The following is an 18,471-nucleotide window of genomic DNA, read 5'->3' as shown; positions in this document are numbered from 1 at the left end:
TCAGCCGGCGAAGTCGGGTTGCTGCAGCAGGGCCTGCGCCAGGCGGGGATCTTCCAGCTTGCCGGCCCACCACTGCAGCGCCTTGCCGCGGTTGCTGCTGCGCCAGGCCACCTTGAAGTTGCCCGGCGCGCGCACCTCGACGGTCTCGCGCGCCTGCAGCACGCCGCTTTCGATATGGGGTTGCGCCATCGGCGCCGGCAGCCAGCCGCAGCCCAGTCCGCGGATCTGCGCTTCGAGCTTGTCGCGCATGGTGGGCACCACCAGCACGTCCTGCCCGGCCAGCACACCGTGGGTGCGGGCCGGCAGGTTGCGCGAAGTGTCGCCCACCGCGACGATGCGGTGTCTGGCGATCTGGATGGTGGTGAGCGGGCCTTCCTCGGTGGCCAGCGGATGGTGCGCGGCCACCGCGAACACGAACGGCATCGACCCCATCGGCCGGATCTGGAAGCCCTGCGTGCTGGGTGCATCGTAGGCGCCGCCGATCACCAGGTCGGCGCGGTTGCTGACCAGCGCATCCCAGGCGCCGCCCAGCACTTCCTTGGAAAAGCGCAGCCGGGTGGCGGTGTTCTCGGCATAGAAGTCTTGGATCACCGGCAGCAGCGCGCGGAAGTTGATCAGGTCGTCGACCACGATGGTGAGGGTGGCTTCCCAGCCGGTGGCCAGGCGCTTGACGCGCCGTGCCAGGTCGTCGGCGGCATGCAGCAGGTGGCGGCCCTCGTCGAGCAGGGCACGCCCGGCCGGCGTCAGCTCGGCGCGGTGGCGGCGCCGGTCGAACAGCAGCACGTCCAGGTCTTCTTCCAGCTTGCGCACCACATAGGTCAGCGCGGACGGGACCTTGCCCATCTCGTGGGCGGCAGCGGCAAAGCTGCCCTTGCGTTCGATGGCGTCCAGGACTTCGAGGGATTCTAGCGAGAGGGCCATATTCAGAAATTCTGAATGACTGCTTCTAAGGTGGTCCCCGCAAATATACGCCTCAAGCCCTAAACTTCCTAGCATCAAAAGCGAAGACGTATGTCGAGACACGGCTATCCAGCCGATGCTTCCCGCGAAAAGGCTCAAGGAGGGCCATCAAAATGATTGAAATCAGAAAGTCGGCAGAGCGCGGTTACGCCGATCACGGCTGGCTGAAGTCCTATCATTCGTTCTCATTCGCCGACTACTACGACCCGCAGCATGTGCAGTTCGGGCCGCTGCGCGTGATCAACGAGGACCGCGTCGCGCCGGGCATGGGCTTTGGCACCCATGGCCACCGCGACATGGAAATCATCAGCTATGTGCTGGAAGGCGAGCTGGCCCACAAGGACAGTATGGGCAACGGCAGCGTGATCCGTCCGGGCGACGTGCAGCGCATGAGTGCCGGCACCGGCGTGCGCCATTCGGAGTACAACCACGCTGCGCACGACACCACCCACTTCCTGCAGATCTGGATCATGCCGGCCGAGAACGGCATCGACCCCGGCTACGAGGAAAAGCACTTTGACGCGGCCGACAAGCGCGGCAGGCTGCGCCTGGTGGCCAGCGCCGACGGCGCCGAAGGCTCGGTGGTGGTGCACCAGGACGTGCGCCTGTACGCCGGGTTGTTCGATGGCGACGAGGCAGCCGCGCTGGCGCTGGCGCCGGGCCGCCGCGCCTACGTCCACGTGGCGCGCGGACGGGTAACGATCAACGGCAAGGCGCTCGAGGCCGGCGACGCGGCCAGGCTGGAAGACGTGGCCGACATCGCGCTGTCCGGCGGCGATGGCGCCGAGGTGCTGGTGTTCGACCTGCCCTGAGCCGCGTTCATTGCCGCATGCGAGAGCCCGCCTGATGGCGGTAATGCCGTTCAGTTAAGGTATCAAACGCTACCGTCATTCCCGCGCAGGCGGGAATCCAGCGTTTTTTGAAGTCACTGGGTTCCCGCCTGCGCGGGAACGACAGTGGTTAACTGAACGGCATTACGCCTGATGGCGGGCTTTTGCTTTTTGCGCGGCGCGCCGGGCCCCGGCAGGTAGCGCTGTGCTATCTTCTCGCTATGCATTGCGCCTGCGCCGGCACATCGCCGGCAAGCCCGGAAGGGCCGGGCGTGCCCTGGGAACACCCCGTACCAAGATGACCTTTGTTTCCATTCTCCTGGCGCTGATCGCTGAGCAGTTCCGTGCCCTGGGCCGCAACAACCCGATCCACGAGATCGTGCGCGCCCTCGGCGACCGCGCGGAACACGCCTTCGACACCGGCCGCCCGCGCGACGCCGCGCTGGCCTGGCTGACCGTGGTCCTGCCCCTGACCCTGGCGGTGATGGTGGTGCACTACCTGCTGGCCTCGATCAGCGTGGCGCTGACGCTCGCCTGGAACGTTCTGGTGCTGTACATGACGCTGGGCTTTCGCCAGTTCAGCCATTACTTCACGGATATCCACGAAGCCCTGAACCGCGACGACGTCCATACCGCCCGCACGCTGCTGCACGAGTGGACCGGCCTGGACACGGTCGAGATGCCGGTCTCCGAGATCGTGCGGCACACGCTGGAAGCGGCAGTCATCGCCGTGCACCGGCACGTGTTCGGCGTGTTCTTCTGGTTCCTGGTGCCGATCGGCCCTGGCGGGGTGGTGCTGTATCGCACCGCCGAATACCTCGGCCGCCACTGGAGCCTGCCCTCGACCGAGCGCAGTCCCGCGCTGGGCCGCTTTGCGGCGCGCGCCTTCTATGTGCTGGACTGGATTCCGTCGCGGCTGACATCGATCGGCTTTGCCATCGTCGGCAACTTCGAGGACGCGGTCTATGCCTGGCGCAACCACGCGCGCAAGTGGAACGATGCCGTCAACGGCATCCTGCTTGCCAGCGGGGGCGGCGCGCTGGGCGTGCGCCTGGGCACGCCCCTGGCCGAGGACGATTCCACCGTGGTGCTGCGCGCCAGCGTGGCCGGCCCGGCCGTGGACTACGCGCCCGGCATGGAAGCGGAGGATGACGGCAGCGGCGGTCCGGAACCCGCGCCGCCAGAGTTTGGCGCCGAGCCCGGCGTGCGCACGCTGCAGTCGGCCGTGGGCCTGGTGTGGCGCGCAGTGGTGTTGTGGATGCTGCTGCTCGCCATGCTGTCGCTGGCGCTCTGGATCGGCTGAGCAGGGGCCTGAACCGGGCCGGCCGCGCTAGTCCCGCGCCGCCCCGCAGCGCCAGCAGGCGCCGAACTGTGCCTCATGCCATTCCAGGCAATGGCGGCATTGCCAACTGGGCCCCGGCGCCGGGTTGGCGGCCGCATTGAGCACCGCCCACGCCTGGGCTTCCATCTCGTCATCCACCAGCCACACCTGTGGCGCACTCTCCCGGAACGGGATCTCGCCGGCCGCGCCGGCCAGCCAGGTATTGCGCAATTCCGCCCGGATGCCGGCCGCCCGCAGGACGTTCCGGCAATGGGCCGCATGGACGAGGGAAGTGGCGGACAGCAGCAGTTTCATGGCAGCGCACCGGGAACCCAGGTGCGCTTACCTTACCACGGCTTCACCAGGGCTTCTGCTGGCTGGATTCGTGCAGCAGCTGCGTGTAGAGCTGGTGCCGGCGCTCGGAAATGGCACCGGATGCCACCGCGGCCAGCACGCCGCAGCCGGGCTCGTTGACGTGATGGCAATTGTAGAAGCGGCACTGGGTCAGCAGCGGCCGGAACTCCGGGAAGGCGCGTTCCAGCATGCCCTCGCTGAGGTGGTACAGGCCGAACTCCTGGAAGCCCGGAGAATCGATCAGCGCGCCCGGGCGGCCGTCCACCGTGCCCCAGTCAGCCGGCAGGTGGTAGAGCCGGGTGAAGGTGGTGGTGTGCTTGCCTGAATCGAGCTTGGCCGAGATCTCGCGAGTCTGCGCGTCGACGCCGGGGATCAGCAGGTTCAGCAGCGACGACTTGCCCATGCCCGACTGCCCGATCAGGATGCTGGCCAGTCCCGCCAGGCGCGGCTTGAGCGTGGCCAGCGCTTGCGCCGGGTCGGCGCGCACCGACAGCTCCAGCGTGTCGTAGCCCAGTTCGCGGTACAGCGCCAGGCGGCCCCGCGCTTCCTCCAGCCGTTCGGGCAGGTCGGTCTTGTTGAGCACGATCAGCGGCCGGATCTCCAGCGCTTCGGCCGACACCAGCGCGCGCCCCAGCAGGTCTTCGGAGAAGCCCGGCTCGGTGGCCAGCACGATGATGACCTGGTCGATATTGGCGGCCAGCAGCTTGGACTTGAACTGATCGGAGCGGTGCAGCAGGTTCTTGCGCGCCGAGGCTTTGGTGATCACGCACTGGTCGGCGGCGGCGCGCTCCACGCTGACATGGTCGCCCACCGCGCAGTCGCTCTTCTTGCCGCGCGGGAAGGCATGCATGCGCGTGCCGTCGCCCAGTTCGACCACATAGTGGCGGCCGTGGGCGGCGACGATCAGCGCAGATTCGGTATGGGTGCCGGCATTGGTGCCGCCGCCGGCGTTGCGGTGACGCGCGGCGCGGCTCATGCGTGCGCCAGCAGTCGGTCGATCCGCTGCGCGGCGGGCGGATGCGAGTAGTAGAAGGCGCTGTAGAGCGGGTCGGGCGTCAGCGTCGAGGCGTTGTCCTTGTACAGCTTCACCAGGGCCGAGACCAGGTGGCCGGCGTTGGTCTGGTCCGCGGCAAAGGCGTCGGCCTCGAACTCGTGGCGGCGCGACGACTGGCTAGCCAGCGGCCCCAGCAGGAAGGTGAAGACCGGCAGCGTCAGGAAGAACAGCACCAGCGCCAGCGCGCTGTTCGATACGCCCAGGTTGGGCACCACGCCCAGCCCGGTGTAGAACCAGCTGCGCGTGGCCAGCCAGCCCAGCAGCGCCAGGAACACCAGGCTCAGCGCAAAGGTGACGGCGATGCGCTTGGCCACATGGCGGCGCTTGAAGTGGCCCAGCTCATGCGCCAGCACGGCCTCGATCTCGTCGCCCGACAGGCGCGACAGCAGCGTGTCGAAGAAGACAATGCGCTTGGCGGCGCCAAAGCCGGTGAAGTACGCATTGCCGTGGGCGCTGCGCTTGCTGCCGTCCATCACGAACAGGCCCTTGCTGGCAAAGCCGCAGCGCTGCATCAGGGCCTCGATGCGCTGGCGCAGCGACTCATCGGTCAGCGGCTCGAACTTGTTGAACAGCGGCGCAATAAAGGTCGGGAACACCACCAGCAGGAACAGGTTGAACGCCATCCACACCAGCCAGGTCCAGACCCACCACAGCGAGCCGGCGCGCGCCATCAGCCACAGCACCGCCAGCAGCAGCGGCAGGCCCAGCGCGCATGCCACCAGCAGCATCTTGGCGATGTCGGCCAGCCACAGGCCGAAGGTCATCTTGTTGAAGCCGAAGCGCTCTTCGATGCCGAACTGGCCGTACAGCGAGAAGGGCAGGTCGACCAGCCCGCCGATCAGCGCCACGCTGGCCACCAGCGCCACGCCGTAGGCGTAGCCCGGCCCAAAGGCGTCGAGCCAGAACTGGTTGAGCCACTGCAGCCCGCCCAGCATGGTGAAGCCGATCAGCACCGCGGCCCCGGCCAGCACTTCCAGCATTGACAGCCGGGTGCGGGCGATGGTGTAGTCGGCGGCCTTCTGGTGCGAGGCCAGGGTGATGGTGTCGGCAAAGCGCTCTGGCACCGCATTGCGGTGCCGCGCCACATGCCGGACCTGGCGGGCGGCCAGCCAGAGCTTGGTCAGCACCATCAGCACCAGGGCGGCGAGAAAGACAATCGTGAACATCGGCAAGAGCCTTGTTGTGGGTGCGGGCGCCCGGCATTGTGCGCGGCGGGCGTCCGTTGGGACCGCCGGATCCCGGGGTGGGGCAGGCGGCGGTCCGGGATATCCGGAAAACGGCCCGGCGCTGGTGCGCAAACGGCCATCCCGGACGGATATGCGAGAATTATAAATTGTTCGCGCCCGGCCCCGCCGCGGCCGCTTCCCTGAAATCCCACTCTTGCGCAGTCCCGATGACAAGCCACGCCGCCGCCAAATCCGTCAAAAGTGAAAATAACCTGATCTGGCTGGACATGGAAATGACCGGCCTGCAGCCGGATACCGACCGCATCATCGAAATCGCGATCGTCATTACCGACTCCGAACTCAACATCCTGGCCGAAGGCCCCGTGCTGGTGATCCACCAGAGCGACGCCGTGCTCAACGGCATGGACAACTGGAACAAGGGCACCCACGGCCGCTCGGGCCTGATCGACAAGGTCAAGGCGTCGACCCTGACCGAAGAGCAGGCCGAGGCCGAGCTGCTGGCCTTCCTCAAGCGCTGGGTGCCGGCCGGCAAGTCGCCGATGTGCGGCAACTCGATCTGCCAGGACCGCCGCTTCATGGCGCGCTACATGCCCAAGCTGGAGTCGTTCTTCCACTACCGCAACCTGGACGTGTCCACGCTCAAGGAACTGTGCAAGCGCTGGGAGCCGGCCATCCACAAGGGCTTTATCAAGCGCCAGCTGCACACGGCGCTGGCCGACATCCTGGAGTCGGTCGAAGAGCTGCGCTACTACCGCACGCACTTTATCCGCCACACCCCGCCGGGCGCGGCACCCGCTGCCGATGCGCCAGCCGCCGACACCCCGGCGCAATAAGCGGGGCCAGCCGCTCCTGTCACAACAACCCACCACAACCGACGCGCCGTCCGCGCCGGGCGGCCGCCTTGCCGCCGCCGGGCGCCCGCGCTGCCCGAGGCGCGCCCCGCCCGCCTGCCCATGTTCGAGCGCATTGTCTCCATCATCACACCGGTCATCCTGATCATCCTGGTCGGGTGGCTGTACGGGCGCAAGGCCCATCCGGACATGGCCGGCATCAACCGCGCCACGCTGGACGTGATCGCGCCGCTGCTGGTGGTGTCGGCCTTCGTCAGCAAGGATTTCGTGCTGGCCGACCAGCTGGTGCTGCTGGGCTGCGCGGTGGCGGTGGTGCTGGGCTCGGGCGTGCTGGCCTGGGGCATGGCGCGGCTGCTGAAGCTCGATCCGCGCACCTTCGTGCCGCCGATGATGTTCAACAACTGCGGCAACATGGGCCTGCCGCTGTCCGTCTTCGCCTTCGGCCCGGCCGGCCTGGCGCCGGCGGTGGCGCTGTTCGCGGCGTCGAACCTGATGCACTTCACCCTCGGCATGAAGATCGTCAACCGGCATGCGTCGCTGGCGCAGATCGCGCGCAACCCGATGGTGCTGGCCACCGTGGCGGGCGTGGCGCTGGCGCTGGCGCGGCCGTGGTTCACGCTGCCCGATCCGGTCTACCAGTCGGTCAAGCTGCTGGGCGACGCCACCGTGCCGCTGATGCTGTTTGCGCTGGGCGTGCGCATGAAGGACGTGAGCCTGCGCAACTGGGGCATGGGCCTGGTGGGCGCCGCGGCGTGTCCGCTGACGGGGATCGCGGTGGCGCTGCTGCTGGCGCAATGGGTGCCGCTGACTGAACTTCAGCGCGGGCTGCTCTTCGTGTTTGCCGCGCTGCCGCCGGCGGTGCTGAACTTCCTGGTGGCGGACCATTTCCGGCAGGAGCCGGACCAGGTGGCGTCGATCGTGCTGCTGGGCAATATCGCCGCGGTCGTGTTCGTGCCGGTGGGGCTGTACCTGGGCTTGCGCTGAGGCCGGCTTTCCGAGGTCGCTAGAAGGCGCGCTCGTCATTCCCGCGCAGGCGGGAATCCAGCGTCTTTCACGTCCCCTTTGGGGATGAAGTCGCTGGGTCCCCGCCTGCGCGGGGGCGACGGGCAAAACCATCAAGCCGCGGGTTTGGCCCGCACGGCGTTCTTCGGGCGCCAGGCCTTGACGATGGCTTCGTCGGTTTCCATGTAGGGGCCGCCGATCAGGTCGATGCAATACGGCACCGCCGCAAAGATCCCTTGCACCACGGACTTGCCGTCGGCGTCGCGCAGGCCTTCCAGGGTCTCGCGGATCGCGCGCGGCTGGCCGGGCAGGTTGACGATCAGCGCGGCGCGGCTGGCGGTCTCGCGGATCACCGCCACCTGCCGCGACAGGATCGCGGTCGGCACGAAATGCAGGCTGACCTGGCGCATCTGCTCGCCAAAGCCGGGCATTTCCTTGGTGCCCACGGCCAGCGTGGCCTCGGGCGTCACATCGCGGCGCGCCGGGCCGGTGCCGCCGGTGGTCAGCACCAGGTCGCAGCCGGCCACGTCGACCAGCTCGATCAGCGTGCGCGCGATCAGCGCCTGCTCGTCCGGAATCAGGCACTCCAGCGCCTGCCAGGGCGAGGTCAGCGTGCGCCCGAACCAGTCGCGCAGCGCCGGGATGCCTTCGTCCTGATAGGTGCCGGCCGAGGCGCGGTCCGAGATCGAAACGAAGCCGACAACAAGTTCGTCGGGATGGTTGCGGACAACCGGCTGGGTGGTCTGGGTCATGCCTCGGGCTCCGGGGTGGGGGCTTGGTCCGCCGTGGCAGCGCCCTTGCCATCCTTCAGGTCGAGCGCCGTCTTGATCGCCTGGAACAGCTCGCGGAAATAGCGCGGCGGCTTGGCCAGCTCTTTTTCCTTGCGCGCGTTGCGGATGGTGTTGCGCAGCGCCTGCACGTCGCTGCCGGGATGCTCGGCCAGGAAGCGCGTCAGCGCCGCGTCGTCGGCCAGCAGCAGTTCGCGCCAGCGCTCGATCAGATGCATGCGGGCGGTCTCGGCCTTGCTGGTGCCTTTGAAGCCTTCCAGCGCTTGCCGGATCACCTCGACCTCTTCGTCCTCAAGGCCGCGCATGATCTTGCCCACGAACTGCATCTGGCGGCGCTTGCCTTCGTGGCTGTTGATGCGGCGCGCCTGGTGGATGGCGTCGGCCAGCGCTTCGGGCATGGGCACGCGCGCCAGGCGGTCCTTGGCCAGCGCTTCGAGTTCGGCGCCAAGGTCCTGCAGGGCGGTCATGTCGCGCTTGCGCTGCGACTTGCTTTTCGGTTCGTCGTCTTCCGGTTCGGGCGCAAAGCCTCCGGGAAAGCGCGAGCCTTGGGGGTTACGGGAATTTCGCGTCATGCCCGGCATTTTATCTTGCTATGATTGCCGCTTGGACTTTTGATGACACCCGCCCCAGCATGGACCACATGGACCAGATCGCCGAACAGACCGCGCATTTCACCTACACCCAGGCCCAGCTCAGCGAGATGGCCGCCGATGTGCTGCGCGTGGCACGCGAACTGGGGGCGACCGACGCCGCCACGGAGATTTCGGAAGGCAGTGGCCTGTCGGTATCGGTGCGCAAGGGGCAGGTGGAGACCATCGAGCAGAACCGCGACAAGGTGGTCGGGGTCACGGTGATGATCGGCAAGCGCCGCGGCAACGCCAGCACCTCGGACTTCTCGCCGGCCGCGCTGCGCGCCACTGCCGAGGCGGCCTACAACATCGCCCGCTTCACCGCCGAGGACGACTGCGCCGGCCTGGCCGAGGAAGACCTGCTGGAACACGCGCCGCAGGATCTGGACCTGTTCCACCCGTGGGCGCTGGACGCCGAGCGCGCCATCGACATCGCCACCCGCGCCGAGGCCGCGGCCTTCGCGGTGTCGCCGCGCATCCGCAACAGCGATGGTGCCAGCGTGTCGGCGCAGCATTCGCAGTTCGTGCTGGCGACCACGCGCGGCTTCTCGGGCGGCTACCCGTATTCGCGCCATTTCATCTCGTGCGCGCCGATCGCCGGCAGCGGCGGCGGCATGCAGCGCGACGACTGGTATTCGTCCAAGCGCTCGCCGCTGGCACTGGCCGCGCCTGAGGACATCGGCCGCTACGCCGCCGAGCGCGCGCTGGCGCGGCTGCAGGCGCGCCAGCTGTCCACGCGCCGCTGCCCGGTGCTGTTCGAGGCGCCGCTGGCCGCGGGGCTGCTTGGCGCCTTCGTGCAGGCGGTATCCGGCGGCGCGCTGTACCGCAAGTCCACCTTCCTGTGCGATTCGCTGGGCCAGGCCGTGTTCGCCCCGCACATCCAGATCCATGAACAGCCCCATACCCCCGGCGCCATGGGCAGCGCCCCGTTCGACGAGGAAGGCGTGCGCACCCGCGCCCGCGACGTGGTGCGCGACGGCGTGGTGCAAGGCTACTTCCTGTCGACCTATTCCGCGCGCAAGCTCGGCATGCAGACTACCGGCAATGCCGGCGGCTCGCACAACCTGACGCTGTCGAGCAAGCTGACCGAGCCCGGCGACGACTTCCCGGCCATGCTGCGCAAGCTCGGCACCGGCCTGCTGGTGACCGAGCTGATGGGGCAGGGCGTGAACTATGTGACCGGCGACTATTCGCGCGGCGCCTCGGGTTACTGGGTCGAGAACGGGGTGATCCAGTACCCCGTGGAAGAAATCACCATCGCCGGCAACATGGCCGAGATGTTCCGGCAGATCGTTGCCATCGGCGCGGATGCGCTGGTGCGCGGCACCAAGGAAACCGGCTCGATCCTGCTTGAGCAGATGACGATTGCCGGCACCTGAGCGGCGCGTGCCACCCAAAGAAGAAGCAGGCCGGCCGGCCTAATGCTGTTCAGTTAAGGTATCAAACGCCACTGTCATTCCCGCGCAGGCGGGAATCCAGCGTCTTTCACGTCCCCTTCGGGGATGAAGTCACTGGGTTCCCGCCTGCGCGGGAACGACGGTGGTTAACTGAACGGCATTAGGCCGGCCGGCCTGCTTTTTTATTGCCCGCGCAACGCCTTACGATTCGTCCGACGGCGGCCGCTCATATGTGACGAAGGCATAGTCGAAGCCATTCGCCTCCGAATGATGCGTCTCGCGCGCGGTTTCAATCCATTGGGTGCGGTCGATCGCCGGGAAGAAGGCATCGCCTTCCACGTCCGCGTCGATCTCCGTCACCACCAGCCGGTCCGCGCATGGCATGGCTTCGGCATAGAGCTGCGCGCCGCCGATCAGGAAGATCTGCTCGGCGCCCACGCATAGCAGTTGCGCGTCTTCCAGCGAGGCGGCCACCTCGGCGCCCTCGATGCGCAGATCCGGGTTGCGGCTGACCACGATATTGCGGCGCCCCGGCAGCGGGCGGCCGATCGAGTCCCAGGTCTTGCGGCCCATGATCACGGGCGCGCCCATGGTGGTGCGCTTGAAGTGCGCCAGGTCTTCCGGCAGGCGCCACGGCAGCGTGTTGTCGCGGCCGATGGTGCCGTTGCGGGCGCGGGCAACAACCAGTGTCAGCAGCGTCATACGGCCACCGGTGCCTTGATGGCGGCGTGCGACTGGTAGCCGGCCAGTTCGAAGTCTTCGTAGCGGTAGTCGAAGATGCTGTCGGGCTTGCGCAGGATCTTCAGTTGCGGCAGCGCCAGCGGCTCGCGCGCGAGCTGGGTCTGCACCTGCTCGAAATGATTGTTGTACAGATGGCAGTCGCCGCCGGTCCAGACGAAGTCGCCCACGTCCAGCCCGGTCTGCTGCGCCATCATGTGGGTCAGCAGCGCATAGCTGGCAATGTTGAACGGCACGCCCAGGAAGATGTCGGCGCTGCGCTGGTAGAGCTGGCACGACAGCCGGCCATCGGCCACGTAGAACTGGAAGAACGCGTGGCAGGGCGGCAGCTTCATGCGCGGGATGTCGGCCACGTTCCAGGCCGACACGATCAGGCGGCGCGAATCCGGGTTGGCGCGGATCTGCGCCACCAGGTCGGTGATCTGGTCGATATGGCGGCCGTCCGGCGCCGGCCACGAGCGCCACTGCGAGCCGTAGACCGGGCCCAGTTCGCCGTTCTCGTCGGCCCACTCGTCCCAGATGGTGACGCCGTGCTCCTGCAGCCAGCGCACGTTGGTCGAGCCCTGCAGGAACCACAGCAGTTCATAGATGATCGACTTCAGGTGCAGCTTCTTGGTGGTGACCACCGGGAAGCCTTCGCGCAGGTCGAAGCGCATCTGGTAGCCGAACACCGAGCGCGTGCCGGTGCCGGTGCGGTCGGCCTTGTCGGTGCCATGCTCGTACACATGGCGCATGAAGTCGAGATACTGTTTCATCGGCGCGGGGCGGGATGGGAAGTGACGCGGGCGCTGGACCCGCAAAGCAGGCATTTTAAAGCAATAAGGGCCGCCCCTCCGGGCGGCCCTTATTGCAGGTTGCCGGGGCTTGCCGCCCCGGCATGGCGGCAGGCCTTAGTGGCTGGTTGCCGGCAGCTGCACGCGGCGCTTCTGCACCAGGTAGCCGGCGCCCAGCACGCCGCCGACGATCAGCACGTACAGGCCCCAGTTGATCAGCGGGTTGGCTTCGAAGTACGCCTTGATCATGGGCTCGTGCACGATCATCTTGACCGCGGTGAACGCCAGCACGCCCGCGCCCAGGTAGATGATGACCGGGAAGCGGGCCATCAGCTTGAGCACCAGGCTCGAGCCCCACACCACGATGGGGATGCTGATCAGCAGGCCCAGCACCACCAGCAGGAAGCTGCCGTGGGCGGCGCCGGCCACGGCCAGCACGTTGTCCACGCCCATCACCGCGTCGGCGATGATGATGGTTTTCATCGCGCCCCACAGGGTCGAGGCGCCCGAGCCGTGCCCGTCGCCGTCGCCTTCGTCGGACAGCAGCTTGTAGGCAATCCACACCAGCGCCAGGCCGCCAACCAGCATCAGGCCAGGAATCTTCAGCAGCCAGACCACGCCGATGGTCATGGCCGAGCGCACCACCACGGCACCGACGGTACCCCAGACAATGGCCTTCTTTTGCAGGTGGGCGGGCAGGTTGCGTGCCGCCAGGGCAATCACGATGGCATTGTCGCCGGCCAGCACCAGGTCAATGACGACGATGGACAGCAGTGCCGTCAGGAACTGCATCGTGAACAGATCGGTAAACCACTCCATGAACTCTCCTCAGGGTACGAATCGGCGCAAGCGCGCGTTGGGTTCGCCTGGATTCACGGAGCATGGGAGGGTGGGGCCGCCTTTGCAAACCATGAGAACCAGGTTGCAAAGGTCTTGCTCGACAGCTGGCGCGGTATGCGCGCCGGTGTCAGCACAACCGGAGGCGCGAGCCTCGGAATGACGATTGTGCTAAGGGCATGGGCCCCGGAGCTACTCCCCTTTGAGGGACGCGACCAATTCGGGGTCGCGCTGGGCGGAATTATAAACGAACTGCAGGGGCCATGCCTCATCAGGAAAGACACTGACGCAAGAAATCAAAGTGCCGAGTTCGGCTCCTATGGGTAGCTCAGGCTGTCCGAACGCCTTCCATATCGCCATTGGACGCTGCGCGATCCGCCGGATCGGCCTATCCTTGAAATTCGGCTCCGCCCGATGCGTCCCGGACAGCACAGGAATGCGTTGCGGAGACCGGCGCGCACGACATGCAAGCGCGGCCTTGGGGAATACGCAGTGCCCATTTGCGACCATACAAGGAAACAACATGCCGGCTGTCCCGAACCCGCCGAACACGCCCCCGCAGAACAAAGCCCCGCAGCCACCTCTCCCGCCTCTGAACCACCATAACGGCCATGCGGCCGCGCCGCTGGCGCTGGTTGCGCTGGCCAATGGCCACCCGCACCGGCCGCCGCAGCCGGAATTCGTGCAGCAGTACCGCGAAGACAGCGGCGCGTTGCGCGAGCAGGTGCTGGCCGGCCTGCGCGCCGGGCAGGCTGCCATCAGTCCCAAGTTCTTCTACGACGTGCTGGGTTCGCGCCTGTTCGAGGCCATCACCGACCTGCCCGAGTACTACCCGACCCGCACCGAGGCCGAGATCTTTGCCAGCGCGGGACCGGCCATCGCGGCGCGCGCCGGCAGCGGTTGCGTGCTGGTGGACCTGGGCGCGGGCAACTGCGAGAAGGCTGCGCGGCTGTTCGGCAGCCTGCGTCCGGCGCAGTACGTGGCGCTGGATATCTCGGTCGAGTTTCTGCGTGCAACGCTGTCTGCGCTGCAGCAGCAGCATCCCGAGATCCCGATGCTGGGCCTGGGCGCTGACCTGTGCGCGCCGTTCGACCTGCCTGTCAATGTCAGGCGTGGCAGGCGCCTGTTCTTCTACCCGGGTTCGAGCATCGGCAATTTCGCCCCGCTGGAGGCCCTGGCGCTGCTGCAGCGCATGCGTGGCGCGGCCGGGCGCGGCGACGGCGTGCTGATCGGCGTGGACCTGCACAAGGACGAGGCCACGCTGGTATCGGCCTATGACGACCCGCTGGGCGTGACCGCCGCGTTCAACCGCAACGTGCTGCGCAACGTGAACCGCATCGTCGGCACGGACTTCTCGATCGATGACTGGCGCCATGTGGCGAGCTTCGACCGCCAGGCCTCGCGCATCCAGATGCACCTGCAGGCCTGCCGCGAAGTGCGCGTGCAGTGGGAGGGCGGGGCGCGCGAATTTGCCGCCGGCGACCGCATCCATACCGAGGATTCGTACAAGTACCGCCCGGAAGACTTCGCACTGCTGCTGGAAGCCGCCGGCTTTGACGATCCGGTGTGCTGGACCGATCCGCGCGGCTGGTTCGCGGTGTTTCACGCGCGCGGCTGATGCCCTGCCGGGGCGCGCCTGGCAGGGTTGGCAGGTGGTGTCATAATGGCCGATAGTCACGGCGCGCCGTGACTGTCGCCTGCTTCAATCCCTGCCTGTCACTGTTCATTCCCTGCGCGGACCCTCCCGATGAGCGGCTTTCCCATGCTTCCCGATCTCTATTTCACCGGCGGCAAGGCAACCTGGTCCGACCCGCGCCGCTTGCCGCGCGAAGGCCTGGCACAGGCGCTGGTCGACGCGCGCAACCGCACGCTGGCGTGGCTGGCGCCGTTCGGGCAGACGCGCCGCGCCTGCGACGTGCCGCGCCAGTACGATGCCGATCCGCCGCTATGGACGCTCGGGCATGTGGCCTGGCATGCGGAGTGGTGGTGCCTGCGCGGCGTGCGCCAGGTCGATCGCGGCGGCGTGCCGGTGCCGGTGGCGTCCGAGCCGTCGCTGCTGGACGGCGCCGACGAATGGTTCGACCCGGACCGCATTGGCCCGGACGAGCGCTGGGATGTCGCGCTGCCGGACGTCGCGGTGGTCAAGCGCTATGCGGCCGACGTGCTCGACGGCGTGCTGCGCCGGATCGCACTGCTGCCCGACGACAGCGATCTGACCCTGTACCCGTACCGCCGCGCCCTGCTGCACGAGGATGCGCGGGGCGAAGGGGTGGCCGCCCTGTTGCAGGCACTGGGCATGGCGCCGGCGGAGGCCATCGGCGCCGGCCCGGCGCAGCCGGCAGGGCATGGCGGCACGCTGCATTTCCCGGGCGGACGCTTCACGCTGGGCTGGAGCGACCCCGACGGCTTTGCCTGGCCGGACGAGCTGCCGCCCCAGCCCACCTATGTCCCTGCGTTTGAACTGGACATGGCGCTGGTCAGCAACGCGCAGTTCCTGGAGTTTGTTGAGGACGGCGGCTATGAGCACCCGGCCTGGTGGTCGTCGGCGGGGCGCCAGTGGCTGATGACGCAGGAGCGCTCGGCGCCGCGCTACTGGTCGCGGCATCCGGATTCGCGCGCCTGGATGGTGGAGCGCTTCGGCACCCTGCGCACGCTCAATCCGGACGAGGCGGTGCGCCACGTCACGCTGTACGAGGCGCAGGCGTGGTGCGTGTGGGCGGGACGGCGCCTGCCGGTGGAATCGGAATGGGAGCTTGCCGCGACGCAGAACCGTGGCCTGCAGTGGGGTGCGCTGCGGGAGTGGACCGCCACGCCGTACGAACCCTATGCGGGCTTTGCCGCGGCGCCGTCCGACGGCGAGATGGTGGGGCGCTTCGGCACGCACCAGGCGGTGCGCGGCGTCTCGTTCGCCAGCCCGGCGCGGCTGCGCCATGTGCGGGCACGGTGGGCGCGGCTGCCCGAGGATGATCTTTCCTTTATCGGCTTTCGCACCTGCGCGCTGTAGCGGCGGCAAGCGGCTTCAGCAGGCGCCTGCCGGAAGAATGGCGATGACGGCCAATCGCCGTCGTGATGGCACTTGCCTGCTTCCGGGGCGCGTACTGAACTCCATTATTCCGGCTTGACGCCGGCTGCGAGCGCCAGCCGGTGCCACGTCTTCATGTCGTGTTCCACGAGTTGCCTGAACTGGCCAGGGCTTAGCGGCGGGACCGATGCGATGTTCAGCGCCGTCAGACGGTCCTGCAGCTGCGGGGTGGCGAGGCCCCCCAGCACTTCGCCATTAAGCCGGCGCACGATTTCGGCAGGGGTGTGCGCCGGTGCAAACAGGCCGTACCAGCTCGTGGTATCGAAGGCGTAGCCCTGTTCCGACATGGTCGGCACATCTGGCAACTGTGGCAGACGACTGCTGCCGCTCACGGCCAGCGCGACAAGCCTGCCCGCCTTGACTTGCTGGATTTGCGAGCTTGAGTCGGCCCAGCCAAGCATGAGCGTGCCGCCCAGCACGTCCGTCGCGACGTTCGCGGCACCCTTGTAAGGAACATGGTTCATGACGATGCCGGCCTGGCCGAGGAACGTCTCCATGGCAAGATGCGCCCCGGAACCGATTCCCCAGCTGCCGTAGCTCAGTTCCCCGGGATGCTTTCTGGCGTAAGCCACAAGCTCGCGCAGGCTGCGCACTGGCAGCCGCGGTGATGCTAGCAACAGGTTGCCGACGGATCCCGCCTGAGCAATGGACTCGAAGCTCTGCAGCGGATCAAGCGCCCTTCGATACAGCGCTGGACTCACGACCATGGCGCCCGCGAAGGAAAACAGGAGCGTGTATCCGTCAGGGGCGGCGCGCGCTACCGTCTCGCTGCCGATCATGCCGTTGGCGCCCGGCTTGTTCTCGATCACGAAGGGTTGCCTGAATGCCGCCGACAACCGCTCGGCCAGCAATCTGGCAAGAATGTCGGTGCCTCCCGCGGGCGGCGCGGGAACGACAATCCTGACCGGCCTGCCGGGCCAGGCCCCGCTGGCCTGCGCGAACAGAGGAGGCGTTGCCGGCAGCGAGGCAATCGCGGCAAGTAGTTGTCTGCGTCGGACGAAAGTCATTCCAGTCAGCTCCATTTCCTGATTGAGGCTCCGCGAGCGCGCTCTATGTGGATTCGCGCAGAACTCCGGATGCTTTGTGCATCGGACGGGGTCAGTTGCCGCCAGCGCCATCGCGGCATTGGGCCGGGATGGGCGCCGCCTTGACATACCGGAACGTGCCAGATGCACGCGAAACCAGCTTGCCGTCGGCATCGACAATCTCGCCCTCGCAAAAGGCCATGGTGCTGGTGTGATGCACGCAATGACCGCGCGCGGTCAGCTTGCCTCGCCCTGGTGCCATGAAAGTCGTCTTCATTTCGATGGTCAGGACACTGCGCACGTCCGGATCCGATGAGCGCCCCGCGTTGGCCATGGCCACGTCGAGCAGTGTCATCAGGACGCCCCCATGGGCCATGTCCCAGCTGTTCTGGTGATCCGGCCGAACGCCGAGTTCGATCTCGCTGCGTGCGTTTGCTGCGGCGTTGAAACGCACGCCAAGCCCGGCGAGGAAGGGGATATGGTGTGGAGTGCCGACAGGCAGTGTCATGGCAATGCGTTCCCGGGCGTGATGCCCGCGCTCAGCGGTCAATGTTCGATGGCCCTGGCAAGGATCTTCAGTCCGTCATCCAGCACTGTTGCTTCGATGGCTGGTGGATAACTTGCCCGAAACGGCTATTGGCGGGCAAGGCCAGTGTCGGACACGACGGCCTGGTACTTCTTCATTTCGGCGGCGATGAAGGCCCTGAATGCGGCACCCTGCAGCGGCGTCGCGGTCAGCCCCTTTTCCTCGAGAGCCTTGACCAGGGCATCGCTCGCGAGCACCTGCCTCACATCGGCACTGATCTTGCCCTCGACAGCCGGCGGCAAGCCGGCTGGCGCGAACACGCCGAACCAGTTTGTCATTTGCAGGGACGCCATGCCCAGTTCCGTCGTGGTGGGCACATCGGGCAACATCCTGTCGCGTGCCGGACCCGCCACGGCAATGGGTTTCAGCTTCCCGGCACGCACATACGGAAGCGCCGCGACCGTGGTCCCAAAGAACAGGTCGATCTGCCCACCCAGCAGATCGGTCAGGGCGGCGGACGTGCCACGATAGGGAACATGGGTCAGCGGCAAGCCGGTCAGCCGCTTCAGCATCTCGGCGGCCAGGTGCTGCTGCCCGCCGATGCCCGGCGAGCCATAGGTGATGGGCCGGCCAGTGGGCTTCAGGGCAAGCAATTCCTGCATGGAGGAAACCGGCAACCCCGGGCCGCTGAACAACACCAGCGGTGCCGAGGCGGCCAGCGAGATGGGTGTGAGATCGTTGATGGGGTCGTAGCGCATCTCCTTGAACACAAGCTTGTTGAAGGACACCTCGGGCGAATAGCCCAGCAGCAACGTATATCCATCGGCCGGCGCACGCACGGTCTGCAATGCGCCGATCATGCCGCTGGCGCCGGGCTTGTTCTCCACCACGACTGGCTGGCCCCATCTGGCGCCCAGGCGATCGGCGAGGAGCCGCGCGACGATGTCGGTCGCGCCACCTGGCGCATAGCCGACGACCAGCTTTACTGGCTTGTCCGGATATGCGGCCAGAACAGGCATACTGCACAGCGCCAGCACGACCAGCACGGCGCCGCGAAGGGAGGAGCGAAGCGACATGGACTTCTCCTGTGGGTTGGAGAACGGATGGAATGCGTCGG

Annotated in this window: 19 protein-coding genes; 7 read left to right on the top strand and 12 right to left on the bottom strand. The window is 67.2% G+C overall.

The features are described from left to right. Positions 1–921 (bottom strand): LysR family transcriptional regulator, encoded by a 921-nt coding sequence (locus ACREYQ_RS11695; protein WP_432257764.1) that lies wholly within the window; start codon positions 919–921, stop codon positions 1–3. 152 nt (positions 922–1,073) lie between these two features. Here ACREYQ_RS11695 and ACREYQ_RS11690 point away from each other — a divergent pair, with 152 nt between their 5' ends. Both ACREYQ_RS11690 and ACREYQ_RS11685 read left to right on the top strand, forming a co-directional pair. Next, positions 1,074–1,772 (top strand): pirin family protein, encoded by a 699-nt coding sequence (locus ACREYQ_RS11690; RefSeq protein ID WP_432257763.1) that lies wholly within the window; start codon positions 1,074–1,076, stop codon positions 1,770–1,772. 316 nt (positions 1,773–2,088) lie between these two features. Then, positions 2,089–3,093, top strand: coding sequence for a CobD/CbiB family protein (locus ACREYQ_RS11685; RefSeq protein ID WP_432257762.1), 1,005 nt, complete (start codon positions 2,089–2,091; stop codon positions 3,091–3,093). Positions 3,094–3,120: 27 nt separating this feature from the next. On the opposite strand, the gene ACREYQ_RS11680 is transcribed toward ACREYQ_RS11685, so the two are convergent. The 3 genes from ACREYQ_RS11680 to ACREYQ_RS11670 are packed head-to-tail and all read right to left on the bottom strand — an operon-like array spanning position 3,121 to position 5,685. Next, positions 3,121–3,426 carry a putative signal transducing protein gene (locus ACREYQ_RS11680; RefSeq protein WP_432257761.1) on the bottom strand — a complete coding sequence of 102 codons (306 nt, stop codon included), beginning with the start codon at positions 3,424–3,426 and terminating at the stop codon, positions 3,121–3,123. 43 nt (positions 3,427–3,469) lie between these two features. Continuing rightward, a complete protein-coding gene (rsgA, locus tag ACREYQ_RS11675) occupies positions 3,470–4,441 on the bottom strand; it encodes a ribosome small subunit-dependent GTPase A (protein WP_432257760.1) in 972 nt (323 codons plus the stop codon). Then, positions 4,438–5,685: a M48 family metallopeptidase gene (locus ACREYQ_RS11670; protein WP_432257759.1), complete on the bottom strand. Its 1,248-nt coding sequence runs from the start codon at positions 5,683–5,685 to the stop codon at positions 4,438–4,440. The genes rsgA and ACREYQ_RS11670 overlap by 4 nt, the downstream gene beginning before the upstream one ends. Positions 5,686–5,912: 227 nt before the next feature. On the opposite strand from ACREYQ_RS11670, the gene orn reads away from it, so the two are divergent. Next, entirely contained in the window at positions 5,913–6,539 is a 627-nt protein-coding gene (gene orn, locus ACREYQ_RS11665; RefSeq protein WP_432257758.1) for an oligoribonuclease, read from the top strand. A 120-nt stretch (positions 6,540–6,659) separates the two neighbouring features. Then, entirely contained in the window at positions 6,660–7,541 is an 882-nt protein-coding gene (locus ACREYQ_RS11660) for an AEC family transporter (RefSeq protein ID WP_432257757.1), read from the top strand. A gap of 131 nt (positions 7,542–7,672) precedes the next feature. Here the strand turns inward: ACREYQ_RS11660 and mog are convergent, their stop codons facing one another. Together mog and yjgA are read right to left on the bottom strand one after the other, a co-directional pair. Then, complete coding sequence (gene mog, locus ACREYQ_RS11655) at positions 7,673–8,311, bottom strand: molybdopterin adenylyltransferase (protein WP_432257756.1); 639 nt, start codon at positions 8,309–8,311, stop codon at positions 7,673–7,675. Then, positions 8,308–8,919, bottom strand: a complete 612-nt coding sequence (gene yjgA / locus ACREYQ_RS11650) for a ribosome biogenesis factor YjgA (RefSeq protein ID WP_432257755.1) — start codon at positions 8,917–8,919, stop codon at positions 8,308–8,310. The genes mog and yjgA overlap by 4 nt, the downstream gene beginning before the upstream one ends. A 68-nt stretch (positions 8,920–8,987) precedes the next feature. Here yjgA and pmbA point away from each other — a divergent pair, with 68 nt between their 5' ends. Continuing rightward, the gene (pmbA, locus tag ACREYQ_RS11645) at positions 8,988–10,355 is read left to right on the top strand and encodes a metalloprotease PmbA (RefSeq protein ID WP_432257754.1); all 1,368 of its coding nucleotides are present in this window, start codon (positions 8,988–8,990) and stop codon (positions 10,353–10,355) included. Between the two features lie 219 nt (positions 10,356–10,574). Here pmbA and ACREYQ_RS11640 read toward each other — a convergent pair whose 3' ends face one another. The 3 genes from ACREYQ_RS11640 to ACREYQ_RS11630 form a co-directional block, all read right to left on the bottom strand. Continuing rightward, positions 10,575–11,075 carry a dihydrofolate reductase gene (locus tag ACREYQ_RS11640; protein WP_432257753.1) on the bottom strand — a complete coding sequence of 167 codons (501 nt, stop codon included), beginning with the start codon at positions 11,073–11,075 and terminating at the stop codon, positions 10,575–10,577. After that, positions 11,072–11,866, bottom strand: coding sequence for a thymidylate synthase (locus ACREYQ_RS11635; RefSeq protein ID WP_432257752.1), 795 nt, complete (start codon positions 11,864–11,866; stop codon positions 11,072–11,074). The genes ACREYQ_RS11640 and ACREYQ_RS11635 overlap by 4 nt, the downstream gene beginning before the upstream one ends. 135 nt (positions 11,867–12,001) lie before the next feature. Continuing rightward, positions 12,002–12,703 (bottom strand): TerC family protein, encoded by a 702-nt coding sequence (locus ACREYQ_RS11630; RefSeq protein ID WP_432257751.1) that lies wholly within the window; start codon positions 12,701–12,703, stop codon positions 12,002–12,004. Between the two features lie 541 nt (positions 12,704–13,244). On the opposite strand from ACREYQ_RS11630, the gene egtD reads away from it, so the two are divergent. After that, positions 13,245–14,339, top strand: coding sequence for an L-histidine N(alpha)-methyltransferase (egtD, locus tag ACREYQ_RS11625; protein WP_432257750.1), 1,095 nt, complete (start codon positions 13,245–13,247; stop codon positions 14,337–14,339). A 129-nt stretch (positions 14,340–14,468) separates the two neighbouring features. Further along, positions 14,469–15,725 carry an SUMF1/EgtB/PvdO family nonheme iron enzyme gene (locus ACREYQ_RS11620; RefSeq protein WP_432257749.1) on the top strand — a complete coding sequence of 419 codons (1,257 nt, stop codon included), beginning with the start codon at positions 14,469–14,471 and terminating at the stop codon, positions 15,723–15,725. 104 nt (positions 15,726–15,829) lie between these two features. Here ACREYQ_RS11620 and ACREYQ_RS11615 read toward each other — a convergent pair whose 3' ends face one another. The 3 genes from ACREYQ_RS11615 to ACREYQ_RS11605 form a co-directional block, all read right to left on the bottom strand. Then, on the bottom strand, positions 15,830–16,810 hold the full coding sequence (locus tag ACREYQ_RS11615; protein WP_432257748.1) for a Bug family tripartite tricarboxylate transporter substrate binding protein: 981 nt from the start codon (positions 16,808–16,810) through the stop codon (positions 15,830–15,832). A 91-nt stretch (positions 16,811–16,901) separates the two neighbouring features. Beyond that, positions 16,902–17,336, bottom strand: coding sequence for a PaaI family thioesterase (locus ACREYQ_RS11610; protein ID WP_432257747.1), 435 nt, complete (start codon positions 17,334–17,336; stop codon positions 16,902–16,904). 125 nt (positions 17,337–17,461) lie between these two features. After that, positions 17,462–18,400, bottom strand: coding sequence for a Bug family tripartite tricarboxylate transporter substrate binding protein (locus ACREYQ_RS11605; RefSeq protein ID WP_432257746.1), 939 nt, complete (start codon positions 18,398–18,400; stop codon positions 17,462–17,464). Positions 18,401–18,471: the final 71 nt, after the last annotated feature.

The sequence above is a fragment of the Cupriavidus sp. TMH.W2 genome (assembly GCF_050847365.1).
Lineage (GTDB): Bacteria > Pseudomonadota > Gammaproteobacteria > Burkholderiales > Burkholderiaceae > Cupriavidus.
Note: the sequence above shows the minus strand (reverse complement) of the source record. Positions and strands in the feature narration are given on the sequence as shown.